13 protein-coding genes are annotated in these 16821 nt (G+C 34.5%); 5 read left to right on the forward strand and 8 right to left on the reverse strand.

Annotated features, from left to right (window positions below):
* Positions 1 to 3 precede the first annotated feature (3 nt).
* From ABJI11_RS17095 to ABJI11_RS17105, 3 genes are all read left to right on the forward strand, one after another.
* Complete coding sequence (locus ABJI11_RS17095) at positions 4 to 2601, forward strand: POTRA domain-containing protein (protein WP_348355045.1); 2598 nt, start codon at positions 4 to 6, stop codon at positions 2599 to 2601.
* Between the two features lie 103 nt (positions 2602 to 2704).
* The gene (locus ABJI11_RS17100) at positions 2705 to 3559 is read left to right on the forward strand and encodes an OmpH family outer membrane protein (RefSeq protein WP_348354980.1); all 855 of its coding nucleotides are present in this window, start codon (positions 2705 to 2707) and stop codon (positions 3557 to 3559) included.
* A 52-nt stretch (positions 3560 to 3611) separates the two neighbouring features.
* Positions 3612 to 4121 (forward strand): OmpH family outer membrane protein, encoded by a 510-nt coding sequence (locus tag ABJI11_RS17105; RefSeq protein ID WP_036152017.1) that lies wholly within the window; start codon positions 3612 to 3614, stop codon positions 4119 to 4121.
* Between the two features lie 49 nt (positions 4122 to 4170).
* On the opposite strand, the gene ABJI11_RS17110 is transcribed toward ABJI11_RS17105, so the two are convergent.
* The 4 genes from ABJI11_RS17110 to gcvP form a co-directional block, all read right to left on the reverse strand.
* The gene (locus ABJI11_RS17110) at positions 4171 to 5025 is read right to left on the reverse strand and encodes a glycosyltransferase family 2 protein (protein ID WP_348354983.1); all 855 of its coding nucleotides are present in this window, start codon (positions 5023 to 5025) and stop codon (positions 4171 to 4173) included.
* Positions 5026 to 5040: 15 nt separating this feature from the next.
* On the reverse strand, positions 5041 to 5562 hold the full coding sequence (locus ABJI11_RS17115; RefSeq protein WP_348354986.1) for a methyltransferase: 522 nt from the start codon (positions 5560 to 5562) through the stop codon (positions 5041 to 5043).
* 2 nt (positions 5563 to 5564) lie between these two features.
* Positions 5565 to 6623: a ketoacyl-ACP synthase III gene (locus tag ABJI11_RS17120; RefSeq protein ID WP_348354989.1), complete on the reverse strand. Its 1059-nt coding sequence runs from the start codon at positions 6621 to 6623 to the stop codon at positions 5565 to 5567.
* Between the two features lie 162 nt (positions 6624 to 6785).
* Positions 6786 to 9638: an aminomethyl-transferring glycine dehydrogenase gene (gene gcvP / locus ABJI11_RS17125; protein WP_348354992.1), complete on the reverse strand. Its 2853-nt coding sequence runs from the start codon at positions 9636 to 9638 to the stop codon at positions 6786 to 6788.
* 129 nt (positions 9639 to 9767) lie between these two features.
* Here gcvP and ABJI11_RS17130 point away from each other — a divergent pair, with 129 nt between their 5' ends.
* Positions 9768 to 10601, forward strand: coding sequence for a hypothetical protein (locus ABJI11_RS17130; protein WP_348354995.1), 834 nt, complete (start codon positions 9768 to 9770; stop codon positions 10599 to 10601).
* Here ABJI11_RS17130 and ABJI11_RS17135 read toward each other — a convergent pair.
* On the reverse strand, positions 10588 to 10818 hold the full coding sequence (locus tag ABJI11_RS17135) for a hypothetical protein (RefSeq protein WP_348354998.1): 231 nt from the start codon (positions 10816 to 10818) through the stop codon (positions 10588 to 10590). The two genes, ABJI11_RS17130 and ABJI11_RS17135, sit on opposite strands and share 14 nt — an antisense overlap.
* Before the next feature lie 2 nt (positions 10819 to 10820).
* Positions 10821 to 11375: a sigma-70 family RNA polymerase sigma factor gene (locus ABJI11_RS17140; RefSeq protein WP_348355001.1), complete on the reverse strand. Its 555-nt coding sequence runs from the start codon at positions 11373 to 11375 to the stop codon at positions 10821 to 10823.
* Positions 11376 to 11446: 71 nt separating this feature from the next.
* Here ABJI11_RS17140 and ABJI11_RS17145 point away from each other — a divergent pair, with 71 nt between their 5' ends.
* Positions 11447 to 11794, forward strand: a complete 348-nt coding sequence (locus tag ABJI11_RS17145) for a rhodanese-like domain-containing protein (RefSeq protein WP_348355004.1) — start codon at positions 11447 to 11449, stop codon at positions 11792 to 11794.
* 34 nt (positions 11795 to 11828) lie between these two features.
* Here ABJI11_RS17145 and ABJI11_RS17150 read toward each other — a convergent pair whose 3' ends face one another.
* Both ABJI11_RS17150 and ABJI11_RS17155 read right to left on the reverse strand, forming a co-directional pair.
* Positions 11829 to 12227, reverse strand: a complete 399-nt coding sequence (locus tag ABJI11_RS17150) for a response regulator (protein WP_348355007.1) — start codon at positions 12225 to 12227, stop codon at positions 11829 to 11831.
* A gap of 5 nt (positions 12228 to 12232) precedes the next feature.
* Positions 12233 to 16777, reverse strand: a complete 4545-nt coding sequence (locus ABJI11_RS17155) for a PAS domain-containing protein (protein WP_348355010.1) — start codon at positions 16775 to 16777, stop codon at positions 12233 to 12235.
* Positions 16778 to 16821 lie beyond the last annotated feature (44 nt).

Below are 16821 nucleotides of genomic sequence, written 5' to 3' on the forward strand. Positions count from 1 at the left end.
GATATGACCAGGTTCATATCATTGAACCACTTTTTAACTACCTTTTTATTTTTAATCACCTTTATTGCCGCCGCACAGGATGCTTCCTATGAGGATGGTAAAAGCTATATTTTAGGAGGTTTAGATGTTACGGGACTGCAAAGTTATAATGAGCAAACTGTAAAAACTTATACTGGTTTAAGAGTAGGTCAACCTATTACTTTACCTGGAGAGCAAATAAGTGAAGTCATTAAAAAATTATGGGGTCTAGAACTTTTTAGTAAAATAGATATCTTTATTACTAATATAGAGGAGAACACCGTTTTTTTAGAATTGAACATTATTGAACGACCAACATTGACCAATGTTAAGTTTTATGGTGTTAAAAAAGGTAAAATTGAAAGCCTTATCAAGGATACTGACCTTAAAAAAGGAAAGAAGATTACTGAGAGTCTAATTTCCAATTCTAAAAACTACATTACTAATAAATACAAAAAGCAAGGTTATTTAAATGCCGAGGTCAATATAGCTACTTCCAAGGATACTACAGATAACAACACGCAGTATATGGTAGTGAACGTTAAAAAGGGTGATAAAGTAAAAATACGTGATATCATCTTTGAAGGTAATGAGCAATTAGCTGACAAGAAACTACGTAAAGCTTTAAAAAATACTAAGAAGAAAAAGTTTGGTCGTTTCTGGAAAAAATCGAAATATATTCAAGAAGATTATGAAGAAGATCTTGGTCTTTTGGTAGATAAATTTGCGGAAAATGGATACCGTGATGCACGCGTATTGTCAAATTCTATTATAAAGGTCGATGAGAATAATATTGATTTAAAGATAAAAGTAGAAGAAGGAGATAAGTACTATTTTGGTGATATAGACTTCGTAGGTAATACGGTGTATACAGACCGACAATTAAATCGTGTTTTAGGTATTCAAAAAGGCGACACTTATAATGGTGTTTTGTTGCGTGAAAGAATTGCCGATAACTCTAAACCAGACCCAAGTGATGTAACAAGTTTGTATCAAAACAACGGGTACTTGTTTTCTACTATTAATCCGGTAGAAATGTCTGCTGCTAATGACACTATTGATTTTGAAATTAGAATTATAGAAGGTAAAGAGACTTTCTTAGATCACGTTACTGTTTCGGGTAATGATAAAACAAATGATCATGTAATCTATCGTGAACTACGAACAAGACCTGGTCAGAAATACAACAAGGCAGATATCATTAGAACTATTCGTGAATTAGGTCAACTTGGCTTTTTTGATGCGGAACAAATTACACCAGATGTATTGAACGCTAACCCTAATGAGGGTACGGTGGATTTAGCTTGGAACTTGGTTGAGTCTGGTTCTAGCCAAATAGAACTGCAAGGTGGTTATGGTGGCGGTGGCTTCATAGGTACTTTAGGGCTATCGTTTAGTAACTTCTCTATTAAGAATTTATTTAATGGTGAAAAGTACAAGCCTGTACCAATGGGTGACGGTCAAACTTTTGCATTACGTTTACAGGCAAGTCAAACTTACAGGGTTTATAGCTTAAACTTTGCAGAGCCATGGTTAGGTGGTAAAAAACCGGTACGTTTTAATTTAAGTATGTCTAGAACGCAGCAGTTTGCAGCTTCTTATGATAGTAGTGGTGATATCGATATTGATAAAGATCAACAATTCTCTATAACAGGAATAACCGCTGGTTTGGCAAAACGTGTACAATGGCCAGATGATTTCTTTACAATATCTCACTCACTTAGTTACCAATTATATGACTTTAGAAACTATAATATTGGTCTATTTAATTTTGGTGACGGTAAAGCGAATTCATTAGCTTACACTTTTGGTATCTCTAGAAGTTCACAGGGGCCAAGTAGAATATTCCCTATGTCAGGGTCAACATTTGAAATGTCTGCAAAATTTACTCCTCCTTGGTCTTTGTTTAGTAATAAGGATTATAGAGCTTTGCAAGACCGTTCTGACGAAATTGAAGAAATTGCCTCTGTAAACAGAACAGCATTAGAACAGGCTGAGCTTGAAGAAATCGATCAAGAGCGCTTTAGATGGTTAGAGTATTATAAAGTGAAATTTAAAGGTGATTGGTATACTACTTTGGTCGATAAATTAGTACTTCGCAGTAATGCTGAATTTGGCTTTTTAGGAAACTATAATAGTGCGGTTGGTGATGTGCCTTTTGAAAGGTTCTATGTAGGTGGTGATGGTTTAGGTAACTTTACCCTAGATGGTAGAGATGTAGTTCAGCTTAGAGGTTATGATGAACAAGCGATTACTCCTTATTCTGACGATGGGTCCGTAGACGGTGCATTAATTTATAATAAATTCTCATTAGAGTTAAGATATCCATTAACATTGAAGCCTTCTGCGTCTATTTATGGACTTGCATTTTTAGAGGGTGGTAATTCCTTCAACAATTTTCAGAACTTTAATCCGTTTGAATTAAAACGATCGGCCGGTGTGGGGCTGCGTATCTTTATGCCAGCATTTGGTTTGTTGGGTATTGATTTTGGTTATGGGTTCGATGAAGATCTAAATCCAGCGTCTGCAGGTCAAGGGCCAAGCGGATGGCAAACTCACTTCATTATTGGTCAACAGTTTTAATTTTCATTGAATTATAATATTCGTGCTACTAGCTAATCCTTTAATTTTAAAAGATTTAGTAATTTTGGCACGATATTTTCTATAGGATTAAAGGACATTAACAATGAGTACAAAAACAAGAGTTCTATTAGTAGTTTCGGTCATCTTTATGACTATTCAGGGTTTTGCCCAAAGGGGGGTGAGAATGGCATATGTGGATATGGAGTACATATTACAGAATGTTGATGAGTATAGGGAAGCGACAGAGCAGTTAGAAACTAAGGTACAGCGTTGGAAAATTGAAGTTGAGCAAAAGCAAAGTGTCGTAGAGCAGATGAAGAAAGATTTAATGGCGGAGAAAGTGTTGTTAACTCCAGAGCTTATTGCAGAAAGAGAGGAAGAAATTCAAATTTTGGAACGTGAGATGATCGAATATCAACAAGATCGTTTTGGGCCACAAGGAGATTTAGTATTACAAAAAAGAAGGTTAATACAGCCTATACAAGATCAAGTGTTCAATGAGGTTCAGAAAATTGGCACGAATAAAAAGTATGATTTTATTTTTGATAAATCTGCGGATGTTGTAATGTTGTATTCAGAAAAAAGACACGATATCAGTGATTTGGTCTTGAGAGGTATTGCTAGAACAAGAAAAATTAGCAAACCAAAGAAAAAATCAGATGATCTTAGTAGATTAGATAATTTTGAAGGTGAAGAGGAGGAAGTAGTAAGTGAGGCATTACAGGAACGATTGGATAAAGCAGCGCAGGCAGCCGAAACTAGAGAGAAAAGTGCAGCCGATGCAAAGGCTGAACAATTAAAGTTGCGAGAAGAAAGAAAGAAAGCGTACGAAGAAAGAAGAAAGAAGTTGTTAGAGGAACGCGAGGCCAAAAGGCAAGAGAAGTTGAAAGAAAGAAGTGATAACAAAGAAGAAGAAGAAAATAGCGATACCGAAAAAGATGATAACGGTACTATTTAAATAGGTTTAACAACCGCACATTAACACTCAAAATTGAATTAAAATTACACTCATGAAACAAGTAAAACAAATTGTGGTAGCCTTATTGTTGTTCGTAGCAACGACAAGTTTTGTAAATGCCCAAAGTAAAGTAGCTCATATAGATGTTACTCAATTATTATCTGCAATGCCAGAAATGAAAGCTGCAGAAGCAGAACTTAAGAAATTACAAGAAACTTACAATGCGGATATTGAAGGTTCAATGACAGAATTGCGTAACAAGTACACGCAATACCAAAATGAAGCTGCTGCAAAGTCTAAAGAGGAGAACGAAAAAAGAGCAGTAGAATTACAAGGTTACGAGAAGAATATTGGTGAGGCTCAACAAAGAGCTCAACAAGAATTCCAAAAGAAACAAGCTGAGTTATTCGCTCCTATATCTGAAAAAGCTAAAGCTGCCATAGAACAAGTTGCAGCTGCTCAAGGTTTTGATTATGTAATCGATGCTCAAGCAGGTGGTGGTTTAATCGTTGCTAAAGGTAAAGACCTTTTAGCTGATGTTAAAAAACAATTAGGTTTCTAATAAGAGACTGATAGTATAAAAGAAAAGCCATCTGTTAAGATGGCTTTTTTTATGCCTTAATTTTTCTTTTAATGTTTGTCCAGCGAAGGTTTCTTATAAATTTTCCTTCTTCTTCTGTTACCAAATACGCCGTATCATTTTGTATTGCTTGTGTGTAGCCAAGAATATTGTTCCAAAAAGACCTGATAGATTTGTTTTTCATCGCCATTTTCAAGGAAGCAATGCAGGTAATTATGAATCCATAACGCATAGTATACATTGCTTTCCCTTGTAATCTTTTAGCTTTGGCGTTATATGCTTTTCCGGTAGGTCTTAAGTGCTTAACGTGCAACTTAGCATCGGTATGTATAGAAAAGCCATAAAACCTCGCTAAGAGCTCATCTACGGTATCCCATCCCATTGCGTTCTTCAATTCACCTATCGCTTTAAAACAAGCTTTAGAATAAGCTTTAATTGCTCCTCTAACATGGTCTTTGTCCATTGGGTGATTTAAAACCCATTCACCTGTGTTGTTTTGTTCATAAATAAATCCGCCTGCAATTCCCAAATTTTTATTTGTTTTAAAATAAGTGCTTATCACTTCAAAGTAATTAGGAGGTAAAATTACATCGGCATCAAGTTTTACGATAAAGTCAAAGTTGTCATCTAATAGTTCAAGCCCCTTGTTGAAGGCATTTATAACTTTGCTGCCTGGCATGTGTTGTGTAGAAGAAGTGGAATTTAACTTTTTAAACATAGTACTCTTAGAACAGTATTGATCTATTATAGATTCTGTGTTGTCTGTAGAGTTGTCGTTAACAAGAATAACATGCTTTGGGAGCAGTGTTTGTTGTATGATAGACTCTAGAGTGCTTTTTAAAAAAGCCTCTTCATTATGTATAGGAATAACTATGTAGTAACCCATTTTAGATGCGTTCCCTTATTTTCTTGTGGCGTAAACAATATAATACCTTGGTGTAAATAACCTAAGAAGTGGTCTAAAGCCTATTTTCTTTACGGGATTGGTCCATTTCATTGAATCTTGTATCTCCCAACCAGCTTTTTCTAACAACCAATTAAACTGCCAATCTTCAAATTCATGATAATGTCTATCCCATTTATCGGTTTTACTTCTGTACGCAGGCGAAAACCAAAGCTTCAATGGAATACTTGCTACAAGTTTTTTAGATTTTGAATTTGTTAAAAGAGGTAGCGGTGATAATAAATGCTCAAATATTTCAAATGCAGTCATTACCTCGGTATCGGTATTCGTTATGGCGCTAAAATCAATATCTAAATCTTCTCCGCTAGTGTTGGTTACTTGGTAACCATCTTGTTGCATTATTTTGGTAAACGGATTCTCTACCCCTAAATCTAGTATAGACTCATTGGTGTTTATATGTTTACGTAAAAATTGTAATGTATGCTTGTAGCGTTTGTTCGGAAAAGTGTTCTCGTACATGTTTAGATTCTGTATACCATTGCATTGACGTTCATTCCGGCGCCAACACTAGCAAAGATAACAACATCTCCCTTTTTAATTTCCTGATTTTCTAATTTACCTTCTTTTACAAGGTCAAATAAAGTAGGTATGGTAGCAACTGAGCTGTTGCCTAGCTTTGATATGCTCATTGGCATGATGCCTTCTGGCATTTCTTTACCATATATTTTATAGAAGCGTTTTACTATGGCTTCATCCATTTTTTCGTTTGCTTGGTGAATAAATATCTTTTTCACCTCGTCAATTTTAATACCGCTATTATCTAGGCATGATGCCATGGCAGAGGGTACATTGGTAACGGCAAATTCATAAATTTTTCTTCCAAGCATTTTTATATAGTAAGCCTTTTTTTCGTCCTCTTTGTTATATGTTTCTCCAAAGAAAAGAAAGTTGGCTTCGCCATTGGCGAAGGTTGCCGACTCGTGTGCTATAATTTCACCGCCATCATTCGATCTCTCAACAATAGTAGCGCCTGCACCATCTGAATAGATCATGGAATCACGATCATAATCATCTACAATTCTGGATAATGTCTCTGCACCTATTACTAAACATTTATTGGCAATACCACTTTTTATAAATGCGTTGGCTTGAATCATACCTTCTAGCCAACCTGGGCAACCAAAGATTAAATCGTAAGCAACACATTTAGGGTTTTTAATCTGTAATTGATGTTTTACCCTAGTAGCTAAACTTGGTAAAGTGTCTCCTTGTATATAGCCGTCTTTTAGGTCTCCAAAGTTATGGGCAACGATAATATAGTCTAGTGTTTCTTTGTCTAAATTGGCATTTTCAATAGCCTTTTCCGCTGCGAAAAAAGCTAGGTTAGAAGTAGTGTATTCTTTAGGGGCATATCGCCTTTCTTTAATACCTGTAATAGCTTTGAACTTTTCTATAATAACTTCGTTGTTATGTTTGAAGGAGGTGCCGTCTAAATTTAAAAAATTATGGTTATTAAAATCTGTGTTAGAAATTTTTAAATCAGGAATATAACTTCCTGTTCCCGTAATTGAAATGCTCATTTTTAAATTTTGAATTGTAACCGAAAGTTAATCAAATTGTAAAAATATTATATGCATGCATAGTAAATTTTACGATGGTCAAGCCATTTTGTTTTAAACCTTGAGTATAAAAAAAGCCTTTTCATAATGATGAAAAGGCTTTGTAGTATGGGTTTGTAGCTGTTATTCAGTTTCCATATACGCTTCAATAGGTGCGCACGTACAAATTAAATTACGGTCTCCATATGCATCATCAACTCTACGTACAGATGGCCAAAATTTATTTTCAGCTATGTATGGTAATGGAAAAGTCGCTTTTTGTCTTGAGTATGGAAATTCCCAATCATCTGTCGTAGCCATTTCTAAAGTGTGTGGCGCATTTTTTAGCACGTTATTTGGCTCATCAATATTTGATTCGTCAATTTCTGCACGAATAGATGACATGGCATCACAGAACCTATCTAATTCTGCTAAATTCTCACTTTCGGTAGGCTCTATCATAACGGTTCCTGCTACAGGAAAAGATACAGTAGGTGCGTGAAAGCCATAATCCATAAGTCGTTTTGCAATATCTGTAACCTCAATACCATTTTTCTTGAAAGGTCTGCAGTCCAAAATCATTTCATGAGCCGCTCTTCCTTTTTCTCCTGTATAAAGAACATCGAACTTACCTTCAAGTTTATGCTTTATATAATTGGCATTAAGAATTGCAATTTTTGTAGATTGGGTCAAGCCTTGCTCTCCCAGCATTTTAATATATCCGTAAGAAATAAGGCAAACCAAAGAGCTTCCCCAAGGTGCGGCAGAAATAGCCGTAATAGCTTCTTCGCCACCAGTTGTTATTACCGGGTTACTAGGTAAAAACGGTACTAATTGTGGAGCTACACATATTGGGCCAACACCAGGACCGCCACCACCATGAGGTATGGCAAAAGTTTTGTGAAGGTTCAAGTGACAGACATCTGCGCCAATAGTTGCAGGGTTTGTTAAGCCAACTTGAGCATTCATGTTGGCGCCATCCATATAAACTTGTCCGCCGTGATCGTGAATTAATTTTGTAATCTGTTTAATGGAAGACTCAAATACACCATGTGTAGATGGGTATGTTACCATGAGTGCAGCTAAGTTATCTGAATGTAGTTTTGCTTTTTCTTCAAGGTCTGCAACATCAATATTTCCTTTTTCATCGGTTTTGGTAACCACAACTTTCATACCTGCCATTACTGCAGATGCGGGATTGGTACCGTGCGCAGATGAAGGAATCAAGCATATATTTCTATGAGATTCCCCTCTAGATTCATGATATGCTCTAATAACCATCAATCCGGCATACTCACCTTGCGCACCAGAATTTGGTTGTAATGAAGTGTCCGCAAAGCCTGTAATAACAGAAAGGTCTTTTGCAAGCTCTCTTAATATTGTTTGGTATCCTTCCGCTTGATCTACCGGTACAAATGGGTGAATATTACCCCAGTTAGATGAGCTTAAAGGCAGCATTTCACTAGCTGCATTTAATTTCATGGTACAACTGCCTAAAGAAATCATACTATGGTTTAAAGCAAGATCTTTGCGTTCCAACTTTTTTATGTAGCGCATTAACTCAGTCTCTGAATGATATGAATTAAAGACTTTGTTCTCCATAAAAGCACTTGTACGTTGTACGTTGCTAGGTATAGAAGTAGTATTTAATAAACTTGTGGTTTCTGAAGCTGTTTTGCCAAGTGCCTCGGCAAATATGGATATAATCTGGTTTAAATCCTTTAAAGAAGTAGCTTCATTAACCGCAATAGAAATGGTATCATTGTCTATATAGTAGAAGTTTACTTCATTTGCTTCAGCTACTGTGCGTATTTTTTTAGCATCTGCCTTTACCGTTATCGTATCAAAATAAGCAGAGTTGATTTGATAAATGCCTAAATTCTCAAGAGCATCAACCAAAGTAACTGCAGTGGCATTAATTTTTGATGCGATGTATTTTAATCCTTTCGGTCCATGATATACGCCGTACATACCTGCCATTACAGCAAGTAATACCTGTGCGGTACAAATGTTAGATGTTGCTTTATCTCTCTTTATATGCTGCTCTCTGGTCTGTAATGCCATTCTTAAAGCAGGCTTACCGTCAGTATCTTTTGTTACACCGATTATTCTACCGGGAATATTTCTTTTAAATTCTTCTTTAGTAGCAAAGAACGCAGCGTGAGGTCCACCATAACCTAACGGAATACCAAAACGTTGAGTGGTACCAACAACTACATCTACACCAAAATCTCCTGGTGGTGTTAATAATACCAGGCTCATAATATCGGCAGCTACTGCCACCTTAATGTCATTATCTTTTGCTTTAGCTACAAAGCCGGCATAATCATATACCTGGCCGTATTTTCCAGGATACTGTAATAAAGCGCCATAAAAATCTGAACTGAAGTCGAATTCTTCATGGTTGCCTATAACCAATTCAATTCCTAAAGGGATAGAACGTGTTTTTAATAGCGATAATGTTTGTGGTAATATCTCTTCTGAAACAAAGAATTTTACAATAGCACTCTTTTTCTGTGCACGACTTCTAACATCAAAAAGCATGGTCATAGCTTCTGCAGCTGCCGTACTTTCGTCAAGTAAAGAAGCATTTGCCAATTTCATACCTGTGAGGTCTGAAACAATGGTTTGGAAGTTTAAAAGTGCCTCTAATCTACCTTGTGCTATTTCAGCCTGGTACGGTGTATAAGCAGTGTACCAGCCCGGGTTCTCAAGAATGTTTCTTTTTATAACTGACGGAATCAAACTTTCATGATACCCTAAGCCAATATACGTTCTAAAAACTTTATTTTTTTTGGATAAAGCCTCTGTGTGCGCAAGAAACTTGTGCTCACTCATTGGAGGGTCTAGTTGTAAGGGCTCTTGTAGTCGAATATGTTCTGGTATGGTCTCATAAATAAGCTGTTCCAGATTTTCAACACCTACCGTGTTGAACATGGTATTAAAATCTTCTTCCCTAATGCCGATATGGCGCAAAGCAAACACGTCAGTCTTCATAGATACTATTGTTATATAAGGTGTAAAATTACCACTTTTATGTGTTTAAATTAGTGCTGTATGATACTCATATCTTGAAAGTTTTTAACCAAAACAAAAGGTTATAAACACTTTAACTACTTTTGTTTAATGACCTTGATCAAAAAGATTTTTGATTTTTACCTAGATGCTAGTATTCATGTGGCTTTGGCTATATTTAGTTTGGTTCATGTTACGGCACTTACATTAAACATAAACGTGCCTGTAGAACTCTATTTTTTTATTTTTTTTGGCTCTATTAGTTGCTATAATTTCGTAAAATTTGGAGTAGAGGCAGAGAAATATATTCTTGTAGCCAATACCTATCATAAAAACATTCAATTTTTTAGTTTTGGATGTCTCTTAGTTGCTGGCTATCAATTATTTTTTCTGTCGGAAAGGGTTTTTGTTGGTCTGCTTGTCTTAGCGGGAATTACCGGACTTTATGCTTTACCTGTACTGCCAAAGCACAAAAATTTTAGAAGTTTCAGCGGATTGAAAATTTTAATTGTAGCTGCAGTTTGGGCAGGTACTACTGTGGTGCTGCCAGCTATTTCTGTTTTAGATGAAATCTCTTGGAATGTAAAAATCGAAGCGGTACAGCGATTTCTATTTGTTCTGATACTATTAGCACCCTTTGAAATCAGGGATTTGAAATACGACAGTAGCGCACTTAAAACGTTACCTCAAAGAATAGGGGTGAAAGGAACAAAAATGATAGGCTATAGTTGGTCAATTCTTTTTTATGCAGCGACATTTTTAAAAACAGATTTGGATGTCACCCATCTAGTGGTTAAAACAATTTTGTTTTCACTATTAATTTTAATGCTATATAAAACGGAATTAAGTCAAAAGAAATATTTTTCTTCTTTTTGGGTGGAGGCAATACCGTTATTTTGGTGGTTGCTTTTTGTAATCAGTACGAGGTATACTATTTCGCTTTAGAAAAATTTTCTTTCATCTTCTTCTTTTCTTCATCACTTAAAACAGCTAACCTTGCTTGGTTGCAAAGAGAAGTTAACTTAGTGTTGTCTTTACTGTGCTTTGCACAGGTTTTACACATAAGTAAGTGAAATTTTAATTTTATTTTATCCCAACGAGAAGCTTCTTCGTATTGAGCCTTATTGCAAATATTTGCTGCCTTTTCACATGAAATCATCATAACTAAAACCAATTTTGATTTAAACAACCCATTAAGCCAGTTCTGGCTCTATGTATCATTACCCAAAGGTTAGACGCATTAATACCTAAAGCATTACAAATATCTTCAGTTTCCATTCCTTCAATAGTTTTCATGGTGAATACTTGAGCTTGTTTTTTTGGTAATTTTGAGATGCAGTTTTGAATAGCTAGACCTAATTCTTCATTTTCTAATGTATCGTTTTCAAAATTACTGTTAGGGTCTGCTATACGCTCTTCTATCCAATCTCCTTCTGTATCGGTCTGTGAGCTATAACTCATGCGAACCTCTGCTTTTCCTTTTTTAGAATTTATTTTACGATAGTGGTCAATGACCTTTCGTTTTAAAATAGCAATTAACCATGTGCGTTCTGCGGCATCACCTTTAAAGTTTTTAGCAGATTTTAGTCCTGCAATAAAGGTGTCTTGCACAAGATCTTTTGCAATTTCTGCATCACTTACCCTTGTAACGGCATAATTGAATAGGTAATCTGCGTAAAGATCAACCCATTTGTCTGGATTAAGATTGTTTGTTTCCATTTTTTATTCTGCGTTTCAAAAGTAATTGAATTTTATCTATTATGTCTATTTTTGATTATAAACACTAAGCTATGAAGATTTTGTTAATTTTTATGTTGTTATCTACTCAATTTGTAATAGGACAAATAGAGTCAAAACATATTTCAGAGTTTACCGGCTTTAATGGAGCTGTAGAATTATTGATTGATGTTAGGACACCAGCAGAGTTTGATGCAGGTTATATAGATGGAGCAGTAAACATAGACTGGCTTTCAGAACAATTCAACCAAAAGATGGTGCATATTGATAGAAATAAAAAAATCTATGTGTACTGTAAAAAAGGAGGTAGAAGTTTAAAATCTCAAGAAAGGTTAGCTGAACTCGGTTTTAAAAATGTGGTTAACTTAGAAGGTGGTTATGATGCTTTTTCTAAAGAATAAAAAATAGCGAATAAATTAACTGATAATCAAGTCTTTAAGTTTCAGCCAGAATTTTGGTCAATTGATTATCTCTTATTGGTTTAACAATATAATCAGATACTTCTTTTATCATTTTCGTTTTTTCAAAATCTACTAAGTCTACAGAAGACGACAATATGTAAATTGTAATTTTTTTAGATATTTTAGGTATAATTTTTATGTATTCATCCATAAATCTATATCCGTCCATAACCGGCATATTTACATCTAGAAAAACAATGTCGGGTAATTCAATATGATCATCTATGTTTTCGTTAAAGAAACTCATTGCTTCTGCGCCATCCGTAAATGGAATAATTTTAGCTACAGATGTATGTGCCTCCAAAGTGTGGAATATGGTGTATTGAAAAACTTCGTCATCGTCAATTACACAAACTTTAATGTTATTGTCCATCTTAGTTAGTTTAAAGTGATATAAAATGTTGTTCCATTGTTAACTTCACTATCTACAGAGATGGAACCGCCCATAGATAATATTTGTGCCTTTGTTAAAAATAATCCGAGGCCTCTTGCTTCTGGATGTTTATGGAAAACTTTGTTAAGACCAAATATTTTTTGTCCGTACATTTTCATATCTATTCCTAATCCATTATCCTTGAACTCTAAAAGTACTCTGCCATTTACCATTTCTGAAGATATAAAAATTTCAGGTATTTTATCGGGTGACCTATACTTTATGGAATTACTAACTAAATTAAGAAAAATACTCTCTAAATAAACAGGATTATATTTTACATTTTTTGCTTTTGTAAAATCACAAGTGATACGTCCTCCTGTTTCTATTAATTCAGCAGCTAAAATTTGCTTTGTTTTATGAAGTGTTTGTTCAAAAGAAAGTTCTTCTTTAATAATAGTAGCACTATGCTTAATAGTTATGGTCTCGATTAAGGCATTAAGTGTGTCTGATAAATGTTCTACAACAATTTCAAATTTTTGAAAAATTTCTAACTTCCTATTGTTATCATCCGTTTTGTTATAAAGATTTAAAAGAGCGTTTAAATTGCTGACCGGAGAGCGTAAATTATGAGAAGTAATATGATTAAATTCAGCTAGTTGCTTGTTTTTCGAGGTTAAGGTAACCGTTGATTTTTCTAAACTTCTATTGGTGTCCAATATTTTTTGTTGGGCTTCTATCTGTTCTGTAATATCTTGGCTTGATCCTATTAGTTCAATAACGTTACCTTCAATATCTAAAATAACCTCGCCAATGATTTTAATTGTTCTTAAAGACTTATCATTCTTTATGATTCTATGATGAAATGTGTCAAATTTTTTTGTGTCAATAATTTTCTGACTTATATCAATTACTTTTTTACGATCTGCAGGGTGCACTCTTTCTAGGTAGGTGTTAAAGTCTGGTTTTGTTCCTTGTTCAAAATCTAGAATTTTCATCAAGTTTTCAGATTTATCCATCACATCTTGTATAATGTCCCATTTCCAATAACCTATACTTGATAATTGCTCAGCAAAATTCAATAGCTGGTTTTTTTCTAGTAGGTCTTTTTCTATTTTTAAACGCTCAGTGATATTTTGGGCCGTACCGGCAACTTCTACTACTTCTCCAGCGTAGTTTTTTGTAGCTTCAGCTATTGACTCTATGGAAAGAATAGTGCCGTCTTTTAAAATTATCCGAAAAAATATGGACTTAATACTATCATCTCCTTCTACACATTTTTTAACCTGATCTTTTACATGTTCTAAATCCTCTGGGTGTATTTTAGAGTAAAAGATTTTCATACTCATAGGGGCGTTGACTTTTAATCCATAAATTTTATAAAGATTATCTGACCATTTTAATGTATTGGAAAGTATATCATAGTGCCATGAACCCATCATGGCAATTTCTTCTGCATAAGACAATAATTGGTTTTTTTCTTTTATTTTTTCTTGCGTTTGTATTTTTGCCGTAACGTCTTGTGTTGTGCCAATTAATTCAATAATATTTCCATTTTTATCTTCAATAATTTCGCAGACCAATTCTAAAGAGCGTATATCCCCTTTATCTTTTATGATACGAAATGATAAGATTTTGCCTCTTGTGTGGGTTTCAAGAATATTTTTAATATGTTGACTTACCCTATCAGCATCATCTGGGTGTACTTTAGATAAGAACAGTTCAACATTTATTTGGGTATTTAAGTCAATGCCAAAAATTTTATAAAGATTATCTGACCATGTTGAAACTTCTGTATTAGGGTTCCATTTCCAAGATCCCATTATTGCCATTTCTTCAGATACCGATAGTAAATGGTTTTTTTCTTGTATTAATTGTTTGGCTTTGATTGAATTGGTGATGTCTTGTGTAGAGCCTATAATTTCAATATTACCATCTTTATCTTTGGTGATTTCTCGCCTAACTTCTAGGGTTTTAATTTCTCCATTACTTGATATTATTCGGTAGGTACTACGTTTATGTTCTATACCTTCAAATATTTCTTTAATCACTGTTTGTATTCTATTGAGGTCAGGTTCATAAACACTTGCAAGTGCTCTATCTATAGTTATTTCCGATCCTATTTCATAACCATAGATTCTGTACAAATTGTCTGACCATTTACAAACATTTTTTTTAGGCTTCCATTCCCAAGAACCTAACATGGCCATTTGCTCTGCTATGTTCAGTTGTTTGTTTTTTTGAAGAAGCGCTAATTCTTTGATTTTTTCTTCCGTGATATCTTGGCAAACACCGGTCATTTCTAAAACTTCACCTTGGCTATTACGTATAATTTTGCCCAAAGATTTAATTGTTTTGATTGTTCCGTTTTTTAACTGAATTCTATAGGTAGATTCTGGAAAATCGCCATCTCGCATTGCGCTTTTTAGTGAGTTAACTATGCGCTCACGGTCTTCTTCGTGAATATAATTGATATAAGTTTCAAAGGTTATAGGAGCACCTTTTTTATGACCGTAAATAGAGTGTAAGTTATCTGACCAAACAACTTCATTTGTTGACGTGTTCCATTGCCAATAACCGATCATTGCCATTGTTTCGGCAACATTTAAGCGGTAATTTTTTTCAGATAGCTCTAAGTCTTTGGTGTGACTTTCTGTGATATCTAGGCACACACCTAATAATTCTTGCAAACCGTCTGTTTTGTTTACCGTAACCTTGCCGATAATTTGAATTACTCTTATCTCATTATATTTAAGAACAATTCTAGCAGTGAAATCGTAAAATTTATTGTCTTTTATAGACAGAGCTACTCTTTCATTTACAAAGCATTTGTCGTCAGGGTGTATTTTATCAAAAAAAGTTTCAAAAGTTAACTTGTCTATTTTAGGTTGTTCAAAGATATTGAACAAGTTGTCTGACCATGAAACATTATTAATACTTGGTTTATACCTCCAATAACCCATGGTGGTAAGATGTTCGGTGAAATTTAGTAGTTCGTCTTTTTCGTTTAATTCTTGGGCTATATTTAATGTACTTGTAATGTCGCGAGCAGTACCAATAAACTCAGGTTGGTTATTAGCTTTGTTAGAAACAATATCTGCAACAATTTCTAAAGTTCTAATACTACCGTCATTAATTATGATCCGGTGAGTAAAGGTGTGTTTTAACCCAGTATCTTGTACCAATTGCATAGAATTATCTACAATATGTTTGTCTTCGGGGTGTATGCGGGTATACAATACCTCAAAATTCATGGGAATGTTCTTGTCGAAATCCATAATCTCATATAGATTTTCTGACCACTTAAACATACCGGTATCAGGATTCCATGACCATGTGCCTGCCTTTGTAGTTTTCTCTGTTAAGCTTAATTGTTGGTTGGTTTGTGTTAGCTCAAGTTCTCTACTTATTTTATTGGATATATCTTGTGTAGTGCCTATAAGTAATGCAACATTGCCCTTAGTATCTGTAACAGCATCCGATATTATTTTTAAAGTTTTAATTTTGCCGTTCTCTAGTTGTATTCTATGTATGAATGAATGAGATTGTTTATTAATTAAAAGTTCATTGAATTTATCTTTTAGATAATCTAAGTCATCTGGGTGTACATAGTTTTGTAATGCTTCAAAACTCATTTTTGTACCAAGCTCTATTTCAAATATTCTATAGAGATTGTCTGTCCATCTAAATTCATTTTTGCATAAATCTAACTGCCAAGACCCTACTTCAATTATTTTTTCAGTTAATTTTATTTGTTGGTTAGCCTGTGAAAGTCTCTGTTTTGTGGCAATATTTTCCGTAATATCTTGACAGGTTCCCAACATGGTCACTACCTCACCTTTTTCGTTTGATATTACTTTGCCCGCTGAACAAAGTGTTTTAATGGTCCCGTCTTTTAATTGTATTTTGTAATTAGATTCTGGAAAACTTTTGGTCTTTAGTGCTAAATCAAATTTAGCGGTTATAACATCTTTATCATCTTGGTGAACATAACTTAGATATATTTCTTTTGATATTGGGCAATTTTTATCGTGATTGAAAATTGAGTAAAAATTATCAGACCATTTTAATTCCCCTGTGACCACATTCCAATTCCAGGAGCCGGATTTCGCTGTTTTTTCGGCATAATTTAATTGATGTTCTAGTTGAAGTACTTCTAGGTTTGTAGTACCTTGATTAAGGTCTTTAACTACTCCGTATATGCTGGTGCATTGCCCTTTAGCTATAATGGGCTGGGCTGTGACTTGTAAATGTCGAGAATTGCCCTTTGCCGTTAAAACTTCATAATGCATTTCAAATGGAATGCCATTCACTATAGCCTCTCTATGTGCTTTAAAAATTTGGTTTTTTAAAGCATCATCCTTGCAGTTTCCATAACAATTTTTATCATTGGGAGTGAAACTTAACGGTACCTCATGAATCTCTTTTAAGACAGTGTTCCACTCAAATAAGTTTGATTTTATATCGAACTGAAACATGCCCAATTTTGGCTCTTTATTAATAGTTCCTAAAGGTTGGTTTGTATGCGAAAGAGTGTTCTCGTTACTCATTCTTTAAAGGTGTTTTAAATGGATATTTTTGTAGCTATACAGCT

Origin of the sequence: Maribacter sp., from assembly GCF_039968975.1 — a bacterium.
Taxonomy (GTDB): Bacteria; Bacteroidota; Bacteroidia; order Flavobacteriales; family Flavobacteriaceae; genus Maribacter.